At 38.7% G+C, this 18,985-nt stretch carries 15 protein-coding genes; 10 read left to right on the forward strand and 5 right to left on the reverse strand.

Annotation, left to right across the window (positions count from 1 at the left end):
- The first annotated feature begins 4 nt into the window (after positions 1–4).
- The 5 genes from acsn021_RS09270 (at position 5) to acsn021_RS09290 (ending at position 4,740) form a co-directional block, all read left to right on the forward strand.
- The gene (locus acsn021_RS09270) at positions 5–997 is read left to right on the forward strand and encodes an ABC transporter ATP-binding protein (protein WP_184091165.1); all 993 of its coding nucleotides are present in this window, start codon (positions 5–7) and stop codon (positions 995–997) included.
- Positions 987–2,015, forward strand: a complete 1,029-nt coding sequence (locus acsn021_RS09275) for an ABC transporter ATP-binding protein (protein WP_184091163.1) — start codon at positions 987–989, stop codon at positions 2,013–2,015. The genes acsn021_RS09270 and acsn021_RS09275 overlap by 11 nt, the downstream gene beginning before the upstream one ends.
- Positions 2,016–2,245: 230 nt before the next feature.
- Positions 2,246–3,586 carry an amidohydrolase gene (locus acsn021_RS09280; RefSeq protein WP_207725104.1) on the forward strand — a complete coding sequence of 447 codons (1,341 nt, stop codon included), beginning with the start codon at positions 2,246–2,248 and terminating at the stop codon, positions 3,584–3,586.
- 131 nt (positions 3,587–3,717) lie between these two features.
- Positions 3,718–3,933: a hypothetical protein gene (locus acsn021_RS09285; RefSeq protein WP_184091161.1), complete on the forward strand. Its 216-nt coding sequence runs from the start codon at positions 3,718–3,720 to the stop codon at positions 3,931–3,933.
- A 225-nt stretch (positions 3,934–4,158) separates the two neighbouring features.
- Positions 4,159–4,740, forward strand: coding sequence for a rhomboid family intramembrane serine protease (locus acsn021_RS09290; RefSeq protein WP_184091159.1), 582 nt, complete (start codon positions 4,159–4,161; stop codon positions 4,738–4,740).
- A gap of 121 nt (positions 4,741–4,861) precedes the next feature.
- Here the strand turns inward: acsn021_RS09290 and acsn021_RS09295 are convergent, their stop codons facing one another.
- Both acsn021_RS09295 and acsn021_RS09300 read right to left on the reverse strand, forming a co-directional pair.
- A complete protein-coding gene (locus acsn021_RS09295) occupies positions 4,862–6,172 on the reverse strand; it encodes a YcxB family protein (protein WP_184091156.1) in 1,311 nt (436 codons plus the stop codon).
- Positions 6,173–6,338: 166 nt separating this feature from the next.
- A complete protein-coding gene (locus tag acsn021_RS09300; protein WP_184091154.1) occupies positions 6,339–9,320 on the reverse strand; it encodes a X2-like carbohydrate binding domain-containing protein in 2,982 nt (993 codons plus the stop codon).
- Positions 9,321–9,926: 606 nt separating this feature from the next.
- On the opposite strand from acsn021_RS09300, the gene acsn021_RS09305 reads away from it, so the two are divergent.
- Together acsn021_RS09305 and acsn021_RS09310 are read left to right on the forward strand one after the other, a co-directional pair.
- Positions 9,927–11,954 (forward strand): glycosyl hydrolase 115 family protein, encoded by a 2,028-nt coding sequence (locus acsn021_RS09305; RefSeq protein WP_184091152.1) that lies wholly within the window; start codon positions 9,927–9,929, stop codon positions 11,952–11,954.
- A gap of 271 nt (positions 11,955–12,225) precedes the next feature.
- Positions 12,226–13,368: a glycosyl hydrolase family 8 gene (locus acsn021_RS09310; RefSeq protein WP_184091150.1), complete on the forward strand. Its 1,143-nt coding sequence runs from the start codon at positions 12,226–12,228 to the stop codon at positions 13,366–13,368.
- Here acsn021_RS09310 and acsn021_RS09315 read toward each other — a convergent pair.
- Both acsn021_RS09315 and acsn021_RS09320 read right to left on the reverse strand, forming a co-directional pair.
- Entirely contained in the window at positions 13,356–14,459 is a 1,104-nt protein-coding gene (locus tag acsn021_RS09315) for a Gfo/Idh/MocA family protein (protein ID WP_184091148.1), read from the reverse strand. The genes acsn021_RS09310 and acsn021_RS09315 overlap by 13 nt on opposite strands.
- Before the next feature lie 112 nt (positions 14,460–14,571).
- Complete coding sequence (locus tag acsn021_RS09320; protein WP_184091146.1) at positions 14,572–15,231, reverse strand: ThuA domain-containing protein; 660 nt, start codon at positions 15,229–15,231, stop codon at positions 14,572–14,574.
- 155 nt (positions 15,232–15,386) lie between these two features.
- Between acsn021_RS09320 and acsn021_RS09325 the strand changes: the two genes are divergently transcribed.
- Positions 15,387–16,217, forward strand: a complete 831-nt coding sequence (locus tag acsn021_RS09325; RefSeq protein WP_184091144.1) for an AraC family transcriptional regulator — start codon at positions 15,387–15,389, stop codon at positions 16,215–16,217.
- A 115-nt stretch (positions 16,218–16,332) separates the two neighbouring features.
- The gene (locus tag acsn021_RS09330; protein ID WP_184091142.1) at positions 16,333–16,854 is read left to right on the forward strand and encodes a hypothetical protein; all 522 of its coding nucleotides are present in this window, start codon (positions 16,333–16,335) and stop codon (positions 16,852–16,854) included.
- A 299-nt stretch (positions 16,855–17,153) separates the two neighbouring features.
- On the opposite strand, the gene acsn021_RS09335 is transcribed toward acsn021_RS09330, so the two are convergent.
- On the reverse strand, positions 17,154–17,291 hold the full coding sequence (locus acsn021_RS09335) for a hypothetical protein (RefSeq protein WP_330601729.1): 138 nt from the start codon (positions 17,289–17,291) through the stop codon (positions 17,154–17,156).
- A gap of 218 nt (positions 17,292–17,509) precedes the next feature.
- Here acsn021_RS09335 and acsn021_RS09340 point away from each other — a divergent pair, with 218 nt between their 5' ends.
- Positions 17,510–18,979 carry an FAD-binding oxidoreductase gene (locus acsn021_RS09340; protein ID WP_184091140.1) on the forward strand — a complete coding sequence of 490 codons (1,470 nt, stop codon included), beginning with the start codon at positions 17,510–17,512 and terminating at the stop codon, positions 18,977–18,979.
- Positions 18,980–18,985: the final 6 nt, after the last annotated feature.

Below are 18,985 nucleotides of genomic sequence, written 5' to 3' on the forward strand. Positions count from 1 at the left end.
AATATTGAGTGATACAATACTTAAAGTTGAGAATTTAGTCACAAAATTTAAATCCTCCGGGAAAACAGTTACTGCCATAAATGGTGTGGATTTTTCCATAGAAAGAGGTAAGGTTTTAGGAATAGTAGGGGAATCCGGCTGCGGTAAGTCAGTTACCTCCCTTTCTATTATGGGACTTTTAGATAGAAAACGAACAGAAATCAGTGGTAATATAAATTATCAGGGAGATAACCTGCTTCAATATAATGATAAGCAGATGCAGAAAATTAGAGGGAACCGGATATCAATGATATTCCAGGAACCGATGACGGCATTAAACCCCATTTTTACCATTGGTTTTCAGTTAAAGGAAGTTCTTGCGCTTCATAAAGGTATTAAAAATAAAAAAGAAGCAAAGCAGATTTCCTTAGAGATGTTACAGCAGGTAGGAATTCCAAGACCTGAAAAGGTGTTAGAGGAATATCCCCACCAGTTAAGCGGCGGTATGCGGCAACGTGTTATGATAGCCATGTCCTTATTATGTAACCCGGAATTACTGATAGCAGATGAGCCGACTACAGCCTTGGATGTTACTATACAGGCACAGGTATTAGAATTAATAACGGGGCTTAAGAATCAGTTTAATATGGGAGTATTATTTATTACCCATGATTTAGGTGTCATAGCGGAGATGGCAGATGAAGTACTTGTTATGTATGCAGGAAAGGTTGTTGAGCAGGCACCAGTACAGGAACTATTTGATAATCCCCTTCATCCTTATACCAGAGGACTGCTCTCCTCACGGGCAGTTTTATTTCATAAAGGGGAAAAACTTCATTGTATCCCCGGTAAAGTACCGGGACTTACAGATATGCCCATAGGCTGTGCATTCCATCCCAGATGTAATAGTGTCTGTGATGAGTGCAGGGCGAAAGTACCGGAGCTTAAGGAAGTATCTCACAGACATTTTGTAAGATGTTTTCCTGTGCAGAAAGGAGACCTTGGATATGGAATATAAGCAGGCAGAAGAAAAGCCACTTTTAGAAGTGGCAGGCTTAAAGAAGTATTTTCCTATCTACAAAGGGATACTAGCTAAAAAAACCGGTGATATAAAGGCGGTTGATGATATCTCCTTTCATATCCGAAAGGGTGAGATATTAGGCCTTGTAGGAGAATCAGGATGTGGTAAATCGACTGCCGGAAGAACGATACTAAACCTGTTAGAGCCTACGGGGGGGAAGGTTACTTTTGAAGGGGAAGTGCTCTACGATGTAGAAAAGAAGCAAAAGATTACTGCAAATCGTATGCGGCAGATGCGCAAGGATATGCAGATTGTATTTCAAGACCCTTATGCTTCTCTGGATCCTAGAATGAACATTGGTACCATACTGACGGAGGGCGTTTTAAAACATAAATTGTATCAGAAAAAAGAAGCCCTTGATAAGGCGAAAGAGTTACTGGAAATCTGCGGTCTTTCCGCTTCGGCGGTTCACAAGTATCCTCACGAATTCAGCGGCGGGCAACGCCAGCGAATCGGAATTGCAAGAGCCTTGGCTTTAAACCCCAAACTAATTGTCGGAGATGAATTAATTGCTGCATTAGATGTTAGTATTCAATCACAGATACTAACGCTCTTTCAGGAAATGATAGAAAAATTCAGTCTGACTACTTTATTCATTTCTCATGATTTAAGTGTTGTCCGGTATTTTTGTGATAGAATATGTGTTATGTACCTAGGCTCTGTGGTAGAAATCGGAACCAGCGAGCAGTTGTTTTCACAGCCACTTCACCCTTATACCCAGGCACTTTTATCAGCAATACCAAAGACATCTCCTAAGGATAATAAAGATCGGATTATTCTGACAGGTGAAGTACCAACAGCAGCGAATCCCCCAAAGGGATGTAAATTTCATACCAGATGTCAGTACGCAACAAAACGCTGTAAACAGGAGGTGCCTCAGGCAATTGAAGCAGAACCGGGGCATGTGGTTAATTGTCATCTGGTAGAAAAAAGAACCGGAGCTGATTATTTATAGAACATAGTATAGATTTAGGCTGTTTCGCAATTGATTAAGTGTGATTAGGGTGTCAAAAGCCCTGATTATTATATAGAACCAGCAATTTGCACAAAGTCAAAATACTTATGTTTCAATTTCATAGGCACATTCGTTCTTTTGCTTTGTGCAAATTGCTGCTATATTTTTTCTAAGAGGGCTTTTGACACCCTAATTCTAAGTATAAGTTGACAGAAGGGAGAATAAGCAGTATGAGTGAGAACATAGATAAGATACAACAAAAAATGATTGATATTATAGATGAGAACCGGGAAGAAATAATTGATTTTGCAAGAGATATCTATAACCATGGAGAACTTGGATATAAAGAGTTTAAGACGGCTGAAAAATTTGCAGCATTTTTAAGGAAGCTAAAGGTAAGGGTGCAGGAAGGTCTTGCCATCACCGGAGTAAAAGGATACCTAAATGAAGAGAAGAAAAAAAACATAAGCCTGGCTTTAATCGGAGAACTGGACGCTTTAAGAATTCCAAACCACTGCCATGCCAATCCAGAAACGAATGCAGCCCATTGCTGCGGTCATCATTGCCAGCTAGCAGGAGTAATAGGTGCAGCCATTGCCCTTACCGATGCAGAAGTAGCTGCTTCCCTTGACGGCCAGGTGGTTTTTTATGCTGTACCTTCTGAGGAATATGGTGAGATTGAATTTAAAAACCGTCTGAAGGAAGAGGGTAAAATCAGATATGGCGGAGGAAAGAGTGAATTAATCCGCATGGGTGCTTTTGATGATATTGATGTAAGCATTGCACATCACACGGGACTTGATCCTATATCCGTCGGCGGCGGGACAGGTAACGGTTTTGTGTCAAAGGTAATCCGTTATAATGGAAAGGCGGCACATGCAGCGGGATCACCACATCTTGGAATCAATGCCTTAAATGCAGCATCAATAGGATTATCTGCTCTTGCCTTCCACAGGGAAACCTTTCAGGATAAAGATTGTGTCAGAATCCATCCAATAATTACAAAAGGCGGCGACCTGGTAAATGTAGTTCCTGATGAAGTGGTAATAGAAACCTTAGTCCGTGCCTCCAATGTAGAGGCAATTACGGATGCCTCTGTGAAGACAGATCGTGCCTTTTTAGCAGGTGCTTTGGCACTTGGTGCAGAGGTTGAAATTGAAACCATGCCGGGATATCTACCTACGATTGCAGAAGAAGCGAACCCACAGGTATTAGAGGCAGCTAAGTTGGCAGCCGGAGACAAGTATCCGGTGAAGGCAGCCGATACGAAAAACCATAGCGGCGGTTCGACAGATTTAGGGGATTTAGAGCATTTACAACCGGTTTTATCGTTCCGTACCGGAGGTATGAAAGATCGTCTCCATTCTGTGGACTTTGATATACTCGATGAAGAATTAGCATATGTGACAACTGCTAAAATTTTTGCTCTTAGTGCATATAACCTTCTTAAAAACAAAGCAGCAGAAGCAAAAAAAGTAAAAGCTGATTATAAGCCGGTATTTACCATGGAAGAATATCTGGCATACATGGAAAGCTTTATACAAAAAGAAACCTATAAACCGGAGGTTTAATATTTCATTGCAGAAAATAGCCACAGGTTATAAAACAATACCATAGCTTTATTTCAGTATCTGTCATGAATAAAACGTACTGCTTAATAAAATACTATTTGAAAAGTATGATAAGCAGGAAGGAAAAATTAATGGAACGTATAAGGATGATTATTGAAAATTTGGAAGAGAAGGAAACGCAGGATAAAGTGAGGAGTCAGTTAGAGAATGTAATTGGTGTTAAGAGGGTAGATTTAAGTGCCGGACAAAATTATGTTGATATAAACATGAGTGAGGAAACTTCCTCTGCTGAGATTCATAATCATTTGCAGAACAATGGTTACAAAGTAACAGATGTCATTAAATAAAAAGCCCCAGGAAACTAGGAGATAAACCGGAGATAGGTTGTCTGATTTTGATTACAATTAAAAGATTCCCTGTAGAACTTTTTTTGTAGCAAAGATTAGGCGGCATATCTCTAATTTTGTTAAATAGATTCATTCATGTTTTTGCGTTTTATAATGTTAAAGGTTGCTTGGTAAGCCTGCTCCTGATATAATGGAAGATAACACACGAAAGTTGGAAGGAAACATATGAAAAAACGGTTGGAAAAGCTTCAATATAATTCTCCGGTGACGCTTACTTTTGCACTGATATCTTTTGCATCCTTAATCCTTGGCATGCTAACAAACGGTTTCACAACTAGGCTATTCTTTAGTATATACCGTTCCTCATTAATGAGCCCGTTCAGTTATATCAGATTATTCGGTCATATGCTTGGTCATGCAGACTGGGGTCATTTTTCCGGTAATATGGTTTTATTTTTAGTACTAGGCCCTATGCTGGAAGAAAAATACGGTTCTAAAACTTTTTTAAAGATGATACTTATAACATCGCTGGTTTCGGGAATGGTTTATATTCTATTATATCCTAACCACATTTTATTAGGTGCCAGCGGAATTGTTTTTATGATGATAGTACTATCCTCTGCGGCGGGAATGGAAGAAGGGAAAATCCCCCTTACCCTTTTACTGGTAGTTATCATCTACTTAGGTGGTGAGATTGTAAACGGTATCGGTCGCTCAGACGGTATAGCTCACGCAGTACATATCTTAGGTGGTATATGCGGGGCAGGTTTTGGGATGCTGGATGTAAGAAAAATTAAAAAATTATAATATGTGAACGAATAATAAATCATATAAATGAAAAAAACACCTGTTAACTACATGAAATCACCATAATCTGATTCATGTTGATAACAGGTGTTTTATTTGTGCCTATACAAAACGCGGCTGGTTATTTTATATTTCCTTTTATAAATTTCATAAATTCATCAGGATTTTCAAATCCATCTTTACTTAAATAAACTGCTTTATCCGGGCCGAAGTAAATAAAAATATAATCCTTATATTCCTTAAGTTCCGTAATCTGTGTATACGGATATTGAGAGATATACTGTATTCCCGATAAGGTTAAATAGTTATCATAAAAGGTAAAGATTGCATGGGTACCTTTTTTGGTATCAAAGGACTTTAGAGTCTGAGTGACTAGTTTTTCAATGCGGATACCATTCAGATATATTAGTATAAATAAAAGAATAGATATGACAATTACACATAACACTAAGGAATAACCGGAGAAGTTCAAGAATATAAAGCCTGCCAGAATAATAGCTGTTATTATCCAGTATTTTATTTTTTTATAGATTTCATTGTAAATAAAATAACTTTTTATAATAGTCTGGTCATAAAGCGTCCGGTTAATAAATACGACCGTATCTTTGATATTTTGTTCTTCTTTTCGTTTTTGTTCTGCATAGAACTTAGTTAGTTCTTCGCCTTTGGTTTTTTTAAGCACCAATTTCCTTTTGTTGTTCCTTTTAAGTAAAAGAATACAAACTACAATAGCAGCAAAAAAAACAACCAGCATAATTACAGAACGTATCATATATTGGTTTTCTAATTTCTTAGCTTCTTCCTTGTCCATAATCTTAGTAAAATGAGCTCCAGAAACAAGGTTTTTTACATAAGTCTCATCAACAGGTTCGGTGCTGTTTTCTTCATAAATATCAAAAGCAGTCATATAACCATTAATAATAGTGCCATAAATGATTTCCGTTATGGGGATATTGTCCTGAGTCAGTTCAATAGTGAAACGGAAAAATGGCATTTCTGCCTCTGAAGGGGCATATTTTTCAATTGTGGTTTTGGTGCTTGTATCTTCGGAGTCTGTCTTTGTAAGCTTATCAAAAAAGGAAGTTAGCTCCTCTTCAGAAAGAAGAGAGAGGTTAAAAATATCCCTGCTGTCTTTTGAAGTTTTTTGCATCAGTCTTACTAGGGTCTTGGTATTAGGGTCATAAAGTATAGCTTTAACCCCCATATCATCAAAAGTACCCTTTTCGGTTTTTGGATCGATGATTCCTGCCATACTCCAAAGCTCGTCCGTATCAGGTGTATCCTTTGTGAGCACGATGGTATCTTCTGGAATGGACAATTCCAGATTCATGCTCTTAAACTCCTCTGTTTTTGCAAAGGTCTGTAGGGATGGTTGGATAGTCAGCAGTACAGCAGCCAGAATGATCAGCCATCTAGGTAATGTTAGCTTCATAATACGTGTTTTCTCCTTAATTTTGAAGTCCTTTATTAAAACATATTACCATGAATAGCCTTAAAGTTCTATTGTTTTTCATAAAAAAAGGATAAAGAAAGTATAAATAGTAAAGAGATGTGAGTAGAGGCTGTCCGGATTCATACGTTTTAAAATTACGTACCTTCTATGGCTCAATACCGGTGTTTAGAATTCCGGATATATAACTGGTGATTTTATCCCATGTAACATAGGTGTCAGCATCTTTATGAAATGAATAATCATTGGTTTGGTTATAATTTGTCCAGTCAGCTTTTGCGAAACGAATCTGTACCTCAACACTTTGATTTGCAGCAAGATTTCCCGCACCAGCAGTAAAACCAATCTCTAGGTAGCAATCTGTATGATTCTTGGGATTATCCATAGTAACAAATGTTCCCGTTACATTGGAACTTCCTACAGGAGACCAGTCACACCAGAAGGATTGAGGCTGTATACCGTCCTTTGTAAAGTAGTAACGAATGGTTACCTCGGATAGGGCAATTGTTTCCGCACCGGTATTCGTTAATTTAAACTTAGGTACTATGGAATTGGTCTGAGTGGTTTTAGTCCCGTTAAAAAACTCCACTACGAGTCCTTCTGCTATTGCTTTTTCAGATATTATAAGTGTTGCATCTTCTCCTGCATCAAAATCAAAGATAAGCCGTACTGTACCGGGAGTCAGTGTTAAGAGATACTCTTTGAAGATAGTTACTGTAGTGCCCGAAAGAGAGTAATCAATGTCTGAAACTAAGGCAGCAGAACCGTTTTTAATACCTGTAAGAGTATTCCCGTTAAGCGATAGCTGAATGGAGATATCAATAGGGGCTTCCCTGTCAAACACAGCAGTCTTTGGTGTAATAAAAGAGTTTGGTACAGTATCTGTTAACAGCAGTGTTAAGATACAGTCAGAACCGGCACTGAAACGAAAGGTTAGAGGAACAATACCAGCAGAGAGACCGGAAAGGTATTCTTTTTTTAAGGTGACTACGTCATATTTAACTGTATAGTCCGTTCCTAAGATAAGTTGTTCAGAGCCATTGAGTATGGTGTTAAGTGTATTGCCATTAAAGGTTAAATGTATAGCAATGTCAGCCGGAAGTCGTTTTTCAAAGGCAGCAGTAGTTGGAGCAATACTTGAATTAGGTGAGGTGTCACTTATATTTATCTTTAAAACAGGATTAAAATTTTTCTTAAAGTCAAAAGTAAGACGTAGTAAGCCTAGGGGCTGTTTTGCAATATATTCTTTTTTTATAGTAACCTTATTATCCGCTATGGTGTAATCTGTACCGGATACTAAATTGACCGTATCATTTTTTATGCCATAGAAAGTGTTATAATTCGAGGACATAGTAACAATTACATCGGACTGGCTGCCGGCAGTTTTATTAAATTCCACACGACCCGGTCTGATGTAAGGACTTGATGTAGTATCTCCTATTGCAATATCAATTACAGGAGCGATACCGCCGCTGTAATTGAGAGTAAGGCGGTGTGTTCCTACAGACATAGCAGCCAAATAGGCTTTTTTGATAGAAAGAAGAGTGCCGGTAATGCTGTAATCCTTACCTGAAGTCAAAGCAACTCCATTGTTCTTTATCCCATTTAAGGTGTGTGTGTTGGGACTTAAAGTCACTGTGATGTCCGTCTGTTTTTCTGGATTTTTATCAAATACAGCTATGGCCGGACTGACGGAGGCACTTAAGGCGGATTCTGGGCCATAGATTCCTACTTCATAGATAGAATAGGGCCAGCTATTGTTATATCTGTGCATCCCATATATTCTTACATAACGTCCCGCAGCAGACAGACTTATGTCTTCGGTCTTACCTTTGCCGCCATACTGGATATAAACATCCGACCATGTAATGCCGTCATTTGAAACCTGTATTTTGTATTGTGTCGCATAGGCAGCTTCCCAATAGATAAGAACACGGTTTATTTCCTTTACTGAGCCTAAATCAATTGTAACCCAGTTGGGGTCTGTTAAAGTAGAAGCCCATCTGGAATTCAGACTTCCGTCAGTTATGTTTGCTCCGGAATACAGGCTGCTTTCTAAAGAAGAAGCCGTGACAGGTCTGCCGAGTGCCAGATTGCCGGAAGGCAGGGGCTCTGCCGGTAGCATAGCCGGTAAATTAGAGAGCATAGAAACGGGTCTCTCTGCAATATTGCTAATACTATACGGACTGGTTACTGCTACCTCCAATCCCCAACCATGTAATGTTTCATAGGTTCCGTCCGTTGTCATATCCAGAAACGTCTGAGGATTATTGTCGGGACCCCATTCCCAGGGAAGATAACCAATCTCGTATTTATAGCAATATTCAAGAATGGTTTTGTAAGGTATCTGCCCGGATTCCGTCTCGTCCCACATGTGACCGAACTCACCTACGATTAGTGGCAGGTTGATTGCCACCGATTCTTCCAGTTCATCAATGACTCTTTGGGCAGTATAACCCCACGCCTTTGGCCACCACATATGAACCGAGAACATAAGATTGCTGTCCGGATCCGCTTCAATAAGGTATGGACCGCAGCTTTTAAGAATATTAATATCCTGTCCATAACTGCTGGCATCAATGACTATGGGTACGTGTATCCCTGCCTCACGCATTTTTAAAATGGCAGTTTTATAACCTGCTTTAAAATCTGTTTCTGAAACCTGATTACCAACTTCATTACCGATATTTACCAAGAGGTATTCCTGATGCTTTTGTATGACTTCTACAATATCCGGTCTTATCCAGTAATCAACAAGAGTGGGTAGTTTTGACCAGTCCCCGGTTGCATCATGAAGTTCAATCATAGGAATCATATTTTCTGAACGGCAGTTACGGATTGCTGTATCTAAGTCCTCAGCACTTCCCTCTAAAGACCAAACGATGCGGACGCTGTTAGCACCGGTTTTGGCTATTTCGGAATAGGAGGGGATACCGTCCTTATCTGTCCAGATAATCATTTTATTCATACCATATAAGATTACCTTTTCACCTTGATTGTCATATAAAAAACGTCCTTCAACCCGAAAGCCCGGGTACGTTGTATCCGTTGCTGCCATTGCTTGTCCAATGGGCAGTAAAAGAAACAAGAGTAAAACAAGCATGGAGAATAAAAAATGGCGTTTTTTCATTACTTATACCTTCCCTTCTTTTAGATATTTTGTGGTAAAGTAGCACCTGTATTACCAGTCCAATAATACGCTGTTACTTTTACATAAATATTTGTAAACCCCCAATTCCTATGTCATGGTACACTTGCTGTTGTTACCCTCCTTTCTAACTTTCATAAGTTCGTGAATTATGAAATAGCCATTCTTATTAATGGAACCAGTCACAATCGCCAAAACAGGTTTCAATGCAGTGGCAAGTCACCTTTATGTTGGTGACTGTACTTGCGTCTGTATTCTAATCATAGCGTTTCGCAATTGTCTATTTCATGTGCCAGTATTTCGGACTGCGATATATATTAATATAAAATTGGGTTTGAGTATTGGGACTGTGCAAGGAAGAAAGTGAAAACTTTTTGCTTTAGAGAAGAAGTAAAATATAGGTTACTTTATTATAACACGAAATGTAAAATTATTCCACACTATTCTGTGCAATTGAATCTGTTTCTGGTATTTTATTTTTAGTAGAATTTAATCATAATACAGAGTAATAGTGGTAGTATTGCATCGAAATATATGCTACAGTTTTAAAAGGAGTTTATAAGTGAAAGGGTAAGAAAAGAGGTTTATATGGAAACATTTTATAAGTTAACCACCGGTGTTAAAATAATATCAGAAGTGAATTACGGTAGTGTGAACAAAGGGATTGAACGATTGCAAAGAGATATACACATGACCTTGCAGGAGAGCAAAGAAGAAGACTGCTTTATTTATTTAAAGCAGGAAAAGGTTATTAAAGAAGGGTATCATATACATTTTCCTAAAAAAGATACCCTTAGTATTGGTGCATCAGATGAGTTGGGTTTTATCTATGCCTTATTATATATAAGCGAAAAATATCTAGGAATTTTGCCATTCTGGTTCTGGAATGATCAAACATTTCAGCAAAAGGAGTATGTCCTTATACCACTTACAGAATACTACTCAAATCAGCCCAAAGTGCGTTTTCGCGGTTGGTTTATCAATGATGAAGTATTAATTGATAAATGGGCAATAAAAGGTGACTCTACACTGCCATGGGAAATGGCATTAGAAGCACTGCTTCGATGTGGAGGAAACATGGTAATACCGGGAACAGACCACAATTCCAGAAAAAACCGGGAACTGGCAGCTCAAATGGGTCTGTGGGTTACCCATCACCATGCGGAACCTTTAGGAGCAGAAATGTTTGCTAGACGATATCCAGAGAAGGTTCCATCCTATTATCAATATCCGGAATTATACCGTGAATTATGGAAGGAAGGGATACAAGAGCAAAAAGAGAAAAAAGTAATCTGGAACTTGGGTTTTCGTGGACAGGGCGATCGTCCTTTTTGGGATGATGACCCAAGATACGAAACAGCAGAGGCAAGAGGTGCACTCATAAGTTCTGTTATAAAAGAGCAGTATAACTTGGTGGCAGAACTGGTGGAGAATCCGGTATGCTGTTCCAATCTGTATGGTGAAATTATGGAGTTATACCGGGAAGGGCATATTAAGCTGCCTGAAGATATAATAAAAATATGGGCGGATAATGGTTACGGCAAAATGGTTTCCAGAAGACAGGGAAATGAAAACCCCAGGGTTTACGCCCTTCCAACAAATCTTGCTGGTGAAAAGGAACATCATGGATTATACTATCATGTATCATTTTATGATTTACAGGCGGCAAATCACATGACTATGCAGCCTAATTCTCTGGATTTTATAGGGAGAGAACTTATATATGCCTTTGAGCAGGGAGCTGATGACTTTGTAATAGTAAACTGTTCCAATATAAAGCCCCATGTATATTATTTAGATGCAATCCGTACGATTTGGCATATGGGTAAGGTTGAGACAGAGAAACAGGGAAAGGCTTATGTCAGTCAATACTTTTCACTAAAAGAGGAAGCCTTGATTCAAATGGTATATGATTGCTTTGATGAATATGCCAAATGTACTATTCCATTTGGTAGTCATGAAGATGAGCATGCAGGAGAACAATTTTATAATTATACTACCAGAATATTAATATCAAGCTGGTTAAAAGGTAACATGACAGGAGCCAAGGCATTACATTGGGCAACGGGAGATATTTCGTTGGAAGAACAAATTAGCTGGTATTATAAGCTTTGCACCAAGGGTTATGAACTGTTCTTAGGGCTTTTGCATAAGGGTAAGCGGGTTTTAGAGCTGTTGCCTGAAGCAAGCAGACAGTTATTCGAAGACTCTATACTTTTACAGGTTCGACAGCATGTGTATTGTCTGGAAGGAGCCTTGCTATTTTGTAATAGTTTCAAAGAATTTAAACAGACAGCATACCAAAAAGCTTTTTACTATGCAGGTTCTGCAAGTTTGAAATATCTGGAGGCTGATACTGCTATGAAACAGCGAGCACATGATAAGTGGGATGGTTTTTATGACAATGATTGTCTGTGTGACTTTAAACAAACGGCAAATATGCTAAAATATATTATGGGTTATATAAGAAATATGGGGGAAGGTCCCCATTTCTATCAATGGCAGCGGGAATTTCTATACAAAGAAGAAGACAGAAGAGTTGTATTACTGACCAATCATGAAAATCATTTAACCGATGAAGAACTGTTTGCCTGTATGAAAGGAAAAATTGAATAATAGTGTTACTTACCGGTCTGAAAGTATCCTTCAGACCGGTTTTTAGATAGTGCAGATTATGATTGATAAGAATCGATTGTATAGTCATAAAGACAAAAGTAGGATAAAAGTATATACTATTTTACTGGAGTAGAGAATAAATGCAAGTATCAAATGACGAGAATCGCAATATTTGAGCAGTTAATGATTGATTACAAGATGCATCCAGTTCTTTTATGTGATAAATATAGTTACAGTAAGAATTATATTGATTTGAAAGGATGAATGGATTATGTTTAAGAAAGAATCCGGTGCTTTTTTTTCAGGGAATTATCCCTGTCTATTCGAGGAAATAGGTATTACACAGGTGGAAATGGAGATAAAAATCAAAGAAACCTTTAACACGATGTTTTTTGACCCCAAGGAAAAGATATATTTTGAGTTGGGAGAAAACATGGGGTATATGTTAGATACCGGTAATCTGGATGCTCGGTCAGAAGGGATGAGCTACGGAATGATGATGGCGGTACAAATGGATAGAAAGGATATATTTGACAGATTATGGTTGTTTTCAAAGACTTTCATGTGTCAAAGAGAAGGAAGGTATAAAGGGTATTTTGCATGGTCTGTAACACCTGAGGGTAAGAAAAATTCAGAGGGTCCTGCACCGGATGGGGAAGAATATTTTGCCATGGCTTTATTTTTTGCAGCCGGAAGATGGGGTGATGGGGTAGAGCCATTTGATTACAGTGTGCAGGCAAAGACTATTTTGCATCATTGTCTACATCAGGCAGAGATAGTGCCGGAAGGAAGTGCCATGTGGGAAACAAAGAATTATTACATAAAATTTGTACCGGAGACACCGTATACAGATCCTTCCTATCATCTGCCTCATTTTTATGAACTGTTTGCCTTGAAAGCGAACGAAGAGGATAAGGAGTTTTGGAAAAAAGCGGCAAAGGAAAGTAGAAAATATCTTACTAAATCCTGCCATCCGGTCACTGGGATGGCACCGGAATATGCGGAATATGATGGTAGTCCAAAAAGATTGTTTCATGATGGTCAATTTTATTCGGATGCTTACCGGGTAGCTATGAATATAGGTCTTGATGCAGCCTGGTTTGGCAGTGAAAAAGGGCTTAGCCAAATTGTGGATAACTTACAGAGTTTTTTCCAAGAGAAAACCAGACCGCATCAATATTATAATTATCTGCTGGATGGTACTGCGCTTGAGCAGCCGGCACTTCATCCTACTGCCATTATTGCCACCAACGCGGCAGGTTCACTGGCAGCAGAAGGAAAATACCGGCTTAACTTTGTCAGAGAATTTTGGAATACGCCTCTTCGTACCGGAGAGAGAAGGTATTATGATAATTGCTTATACTTTTTCTCCTTGCTGATGTTAGCTGGCAAGTACCGTATTTATTTGACATAACCTTTTACAAGATGTAAGGGCAGGGGGGTTGGCTGGCTGCATGTGGAGGCAAGCTTATAGTAGGTTTGTGAATCAGAGCTTATATGAAAGGCGTGCATCAGCTCTAATACGTGGTTGGCTAATTCTCCGGATGCCCTGTTAACTCCGCCGTTTTGGACACAATATGCCATATCGGCTACCCCGATACCACGACTGTTTTCTTGATAAATATGTGTAAGAGGGATTTCCTTAAATTCTGTTCCGTGAGCCATTTTTAAGAATACCGGTCCGCCAAAGGTATTAGGGTCGGGTACAAGAAGCGTGCCCAAGGTACCATAGATTTCAATTCGGGGCAGATTACTGCCCCAAACATCAAAGCTGGTAATCATATTGACAAGGGCACCATTTTTAAATTGAATGGTTCCTGCAACGTGGGTAGGAATTTCTACCTTAATAACCTGACCGAATTTTTTTGTACTTGTTATTGTTCGTTCCGGGAAGGACACTTTTGTCATACCGCATACGGTATCTGCTTCGCCTAAAAGGGAAACCAAAGCGGTTAGATAATAGGGACCCATGTCAAACATTGGTCCGCCGCCTGCCTGATAATAAAATTCCGGATCCGGATGCCAGCCTTCATGACCGTGGTTTACTAAAAAAGCGGTACCTCCAATCGGTGTACCAATAAAACCATCGTCTATAAGCTTGCGGCAAGTCTGTAATCCGCCGCCTAAAAAGGTATCAGGAGCACAGCCCACCATTCGATTTCTTTCCTTGGCAAGCTGCAGTAGTTCTCTGCCCTGTTCCAGAGTAAGAGAAAGAGGTTTTTCAACGTATACATGTTTACCTGCTAAAAGAGCAGCTTTACAAACATCAAAATGAACTTTTGGGATTGTTAGGTTTACCACAATCTCAACGGCAGGGTCCTGCAGCAGTTCCTCTGTAGTTAACACTTTATGTATCCCGTACTTATCAGCAGCTTCTTTTGCGCGTTCGGTTACTATATCTGCACAAGCATAAACTTCTGTATTTACAAATGTTTGTGTTAAATTCTGAAAATAAATTCCACTGATATTTCCACAGCCGATAATACCAATCTTAGTTTTATTCATAGTAATACCCGTTGTATAACACATGTGGTGATAGATGTGTTATTGAAACAACTTCCTTTCATTTATTAATTTTTTTCACGAACTGTACGGCTGTTAAATAGTACTTTATAGTTTATCTGGCAGCCCATAAAAATCCTCTTTTGGTTATTTCTCTAACTTCTGGAGTGTCAAAAATATCTGCATGATGTCCTAAGGAAGTGTAAAAAACCTTACCTTTGCCCCAATATTTTGTATATACCACTGGCATAACAGTCATTCCATTGGCAGAATGGGGGCCTTCTACAACAGGAAAGGTTGTAGTAGCCAGAACATTAACTGCCGGATCCACGTGGATATAATATTGCTCAGTGGTTACCTTAAAATCAGCTATGCCTTTTATTATGGGGCTGGAGCTTGTTTTTACCATATTTACCTCATATTCCACACCGTCATTACCAGGATGGGCAACCCATTGGGAACCGGTCATAAATTGCCATTCTACGCAATTACGGAAGGCATCGCCCATACCCCCGTGGCAACCTGCCACTCCCACACCGGCCTCTACTGCCTTTAGTACGGGCTTTAATTGGTTTTCATTAATTTCACCCATAGTCCAGACGGGAATTATCAGGTCTAAATTCATTAATTTATCCTCGTCTGTGAAACTGTCAAGACTGTCTGATACCTCAACTGCGAAACCTTCTGTTTCAAGTATGTCTTTAAAGACAGCAGATACCTCTGCCGGTTGATGCCCATTCCAACCACCATAAACGATTAAAGCTTTCTTTGCCATAAGTGACCTCCTATGCATTTAGTCTGTTTCTATCCTTTCATCTAATAGTACTGTTATTTATAAAAAATATCTCGCAATATCTTTGCAAAATATAGACATATCTTGCGGTAGAATTTATAATGAAACATAAGAACCCTGAGGGAGGAGGCAGTGGCATGTATCCGTTTTATGAAATACGCAAGGAAGAAATGAAGGGCAGTATAAATGTCTACACAACGAACAATCTTTCTTTTCCGCCTCATTTTCAATCTCAGGCAGAAGTGATTTTTGTATTGGATGGTACTATAACCACAAGGATTAATGAAAGAAAAGAAACTTTGACAAAAGGTGACATTGGAGTAGCCTTTCCAAATGATGTTCACAGCTTTCAGACAGATGTAAAGTCAAAGGTCCTGATAGTTATTGTTTCAGTAAAACTTATTAGCAGTTATTTTAATGCACGTTCCGGTAAATCGGTTACAAATCCTTTTCTGAAAAACCAGGAATATGACCCTGCTATTGAGGCTATGTTATTGATGCTACGAGAGGAGTATGAACAAAACAGAGGTGAGATGGTTATACAGGGCTTGCTGCACGCTATTTTTGGAAAGCTGGATTCTTATTTAAATTTTAAAGAAGGCAGTATGTTGTATGATACTACCATCCAAATCGTGTTATCTTATATAGCGGAACATTATAAAGAAAATATTACCTTAACAGAGACAGCAAGAAGACTTGGGTATAGCCCCTACTATATTTCGCGGATTTTTAACGGTAAGATAGGATATCGCTTTAATCATTATATAAACAGCTTGAGAATTAACATGGCCCAAAATCTTCTAAGGGATACGACACTATCTGTTGCCAGTATTGCTTTAGAATGCGGTTTTGAAAGCCTGCGTAATTTTAACAGAGCTTTTAAGAAGCAGACAAATACAACGCCGTTGAATTACCGGAAGAGATATATAGGGATAACAATGGAAACTAAAAAGGAAAAAAATAAGTAAATATGGAAATAAATCCTTGACATTATAGAACATATGTTCTATAATTAACTTGTCTAGATGGTGGTGTAACAAACTCTATAAAATAGGATAAAGGAATACCTTAGAGGAGGATAACATGATTCGAATTGTAAATTCATATGTTCAGACCATACCGAATGTGCGGTTTGCTGGTATTCAGTACGGAGATGAAGACAGAGTGAACGGAGGCTTTGGAGAGCAATGGGGAGAATGGTTTCAAAGTAATCGGTTTGAGGCGTTAGAAGCACTTATTAATGAGGAATTTAAAAGCAGTTATGAGGATGCAGAAGCGTATATTGGAATGATGAGATATAAAGACGGAGAACCTTTTCAGTATTGGATTGGTATGTTTTTACCGGAAAATGCACAAATACCAAGTGGCTATAATTTTATTGACATACCCGAAGCCAAGATAGGAGCTTGCTGGCTGCATGGACCTGAACATGAATTATACTGTAATGAAGAAAAATGTGCCGATAAATTAAAACAGGACGGATTGGAATTAATGCAGGATGAGGAGGGGGCATGGTGGTTTTTTGAACGTTATGTTTGCCCAAGATTCACAGAGAAGGATGAAGAAGGTCAGGTTATTTTAGATATTTGTCATTATGTAAAATAAACAGCAAGTTTTCAGACAAGGTTTTGTTGTAAATTGGTAAGTAATAATAATTTATATAGATTTTTACTTCTTAAGAGGCAGTTGAGGTAGTTTCAGTATTACTACATATAAGATGTTATCTTCTCTAAAATGTTGTCTTTCTATGATTTGTTTCTGCAATTTCTGGTATCTTTTTAATGTGCAGCCTAAATAGTTTGGCTGCACATTGTCTTTTATTGTGTGTTGGTTGATTCTCCTCTCTTTATATCATGGTACTTTATTATTAAAGAAAAGATTAAGGTTCCAAAATATTAAACGGGCTAGTGTGTGTGCTTGTTTGAGCTATTATTTTCACTATAAAACTTGAGAGCTTCTCCTATGAATTTAGATGCGCCTTTTCCATATTTTTTATCCGTAATTTTTATATATTCGGGTTTGGTTAAATAAAGTTCTGCCATAAGTCCCCAATAGTTTTAACTTCACATAAGTCACTTTACTAACTAGTTTTATCTTACACTATGACACGTTGTCAGGGTCAATACTTTTTGCATTAAAATTAAAATATAAAATATAACAAATTTCGTCAATATTCATATATTAATAGTAGTTTTACTTCATGCAAATTTGTGTTGGCAGTTCAAAGCTAGCAGGCATCAGAAAGGGAATGGATATATTTATGAAGGACTTTTTATGGGGTCTTACCGGGCGGGTTGTACTTCCCTTTGACCCCTTATATACATTGAAAAGGCAGGGATTTAACCGGGCTATACAAAAATATCCCCTTGTCATCGTATACTGTCGGAATAAAAAAGATGTTTCTAATGCAGTGGTATGGGCAAGAAAACATAGTATACCAATACGTATTAGAAGCGGTGGACATAACTACGAAGGTTATTCCAATGGAGATTATCTCCTGGTAATAGATATCAGTGAAATGAAAGGGATTGAAATTGTAGAGGATACCAAACAACTTTATATAGAAACAGGAGTGACCAACAAACTGGTTTATGAAGTTGCAGCTTCTAAGGGATATCCTTTTCCAGGTGGCACTTGTCCGACAGTAGGAGTGAGTGGTTTTGCATTAGGAGGAGGTTGGGGGCTTTCCTGCCGGTATTTAGGACTTGGTTGTGACAGTTTAGAGGAAGTAGAGCTTGTAAACTATGAAGGAGACATCATTACAACGAACAAGAGGTGTAATACAGATTTATTCTGGGCACTGCGTGGTGCAGGAGGAGGCAATTTTGGAGTAGCCGTTTCGATGAGATTCCGGCTTCCAAAACGAATTGAAAAAGTTACGTTAATTGAAATTGATTACCTGCATGTAGATGCTGCTGAGCAAGAAGAATTTTTACGTGTTTGGCAGGATTGGCTAAAATGCGCGGATTACAGAGTTACTCTAATTGCACGTATCTATAATTCTAAACATGATGGCTTGGCTATGCTGGTACGGGGTATTTTCTATGGAGGTACAGAAGAGGCCAAAGATATTATGGCAAAATTTTTAGTATTGAAACATGCAGTCTATGCGTTCAGTTATAGTACTTTTTTAGAGGCAGTAACCATAATAGGAAGTGTATACCCGCCTTATGAAAAATTTGCTTCGGTCAGCAGGTTTGTAACCAGAGATTTTTTACAGCCAGAGATAGGGCAGGTTGTCGGTTTGATCCGTAAGCGGCCGAGTGGTTCTGTATTTACAGGTCTTTCTTTATATGCTCTGGGAGGAAAAGTAGCTGCTGTGAGAAAGGACGAAACAGCTTTCTTTTACCGCAAAGCCCAATATATAACATGGTTGGAAACGGTATGGGAGGAAAGAGAGTATGCAGCAGAAAACGAAGAATGGGTTAGGAGACGCTATCCGGTGTTAGCACAGTACACGACCGGATCCTATGTTAATTTTCCGTATAGAGGCCTAATCGATTACCTTGAGGCGTATTATGGAAGTCATATGGAGAGCTTAATAAAAGTGAAGGCTAAATATGATCCTTTCAATGTTTTCACTTACCCTCAGGGAATAATACCAACAATGGGACATGATTATCCGGTTCCGAAAGAACAAAGTGAACCTGATATATTCTTACCGGCTTCTGGTGATAGAGATGCCATGTATCGAGGCTTCCGCTATGTTACGGAGACTAGTGTAAAGTGAAAGCAC

Origin of the sequence: Anaerocolumna cellulosilytica (genome assembly GCF_014218335.1) — a bacterium.
GTDB classification, from domain to species: Bacteria; Bacillota; Clostridia; order Lachnospirales; family Lachnospiraceae; genus Anaerocolumna; species Anaerocolumna cellulosilytica.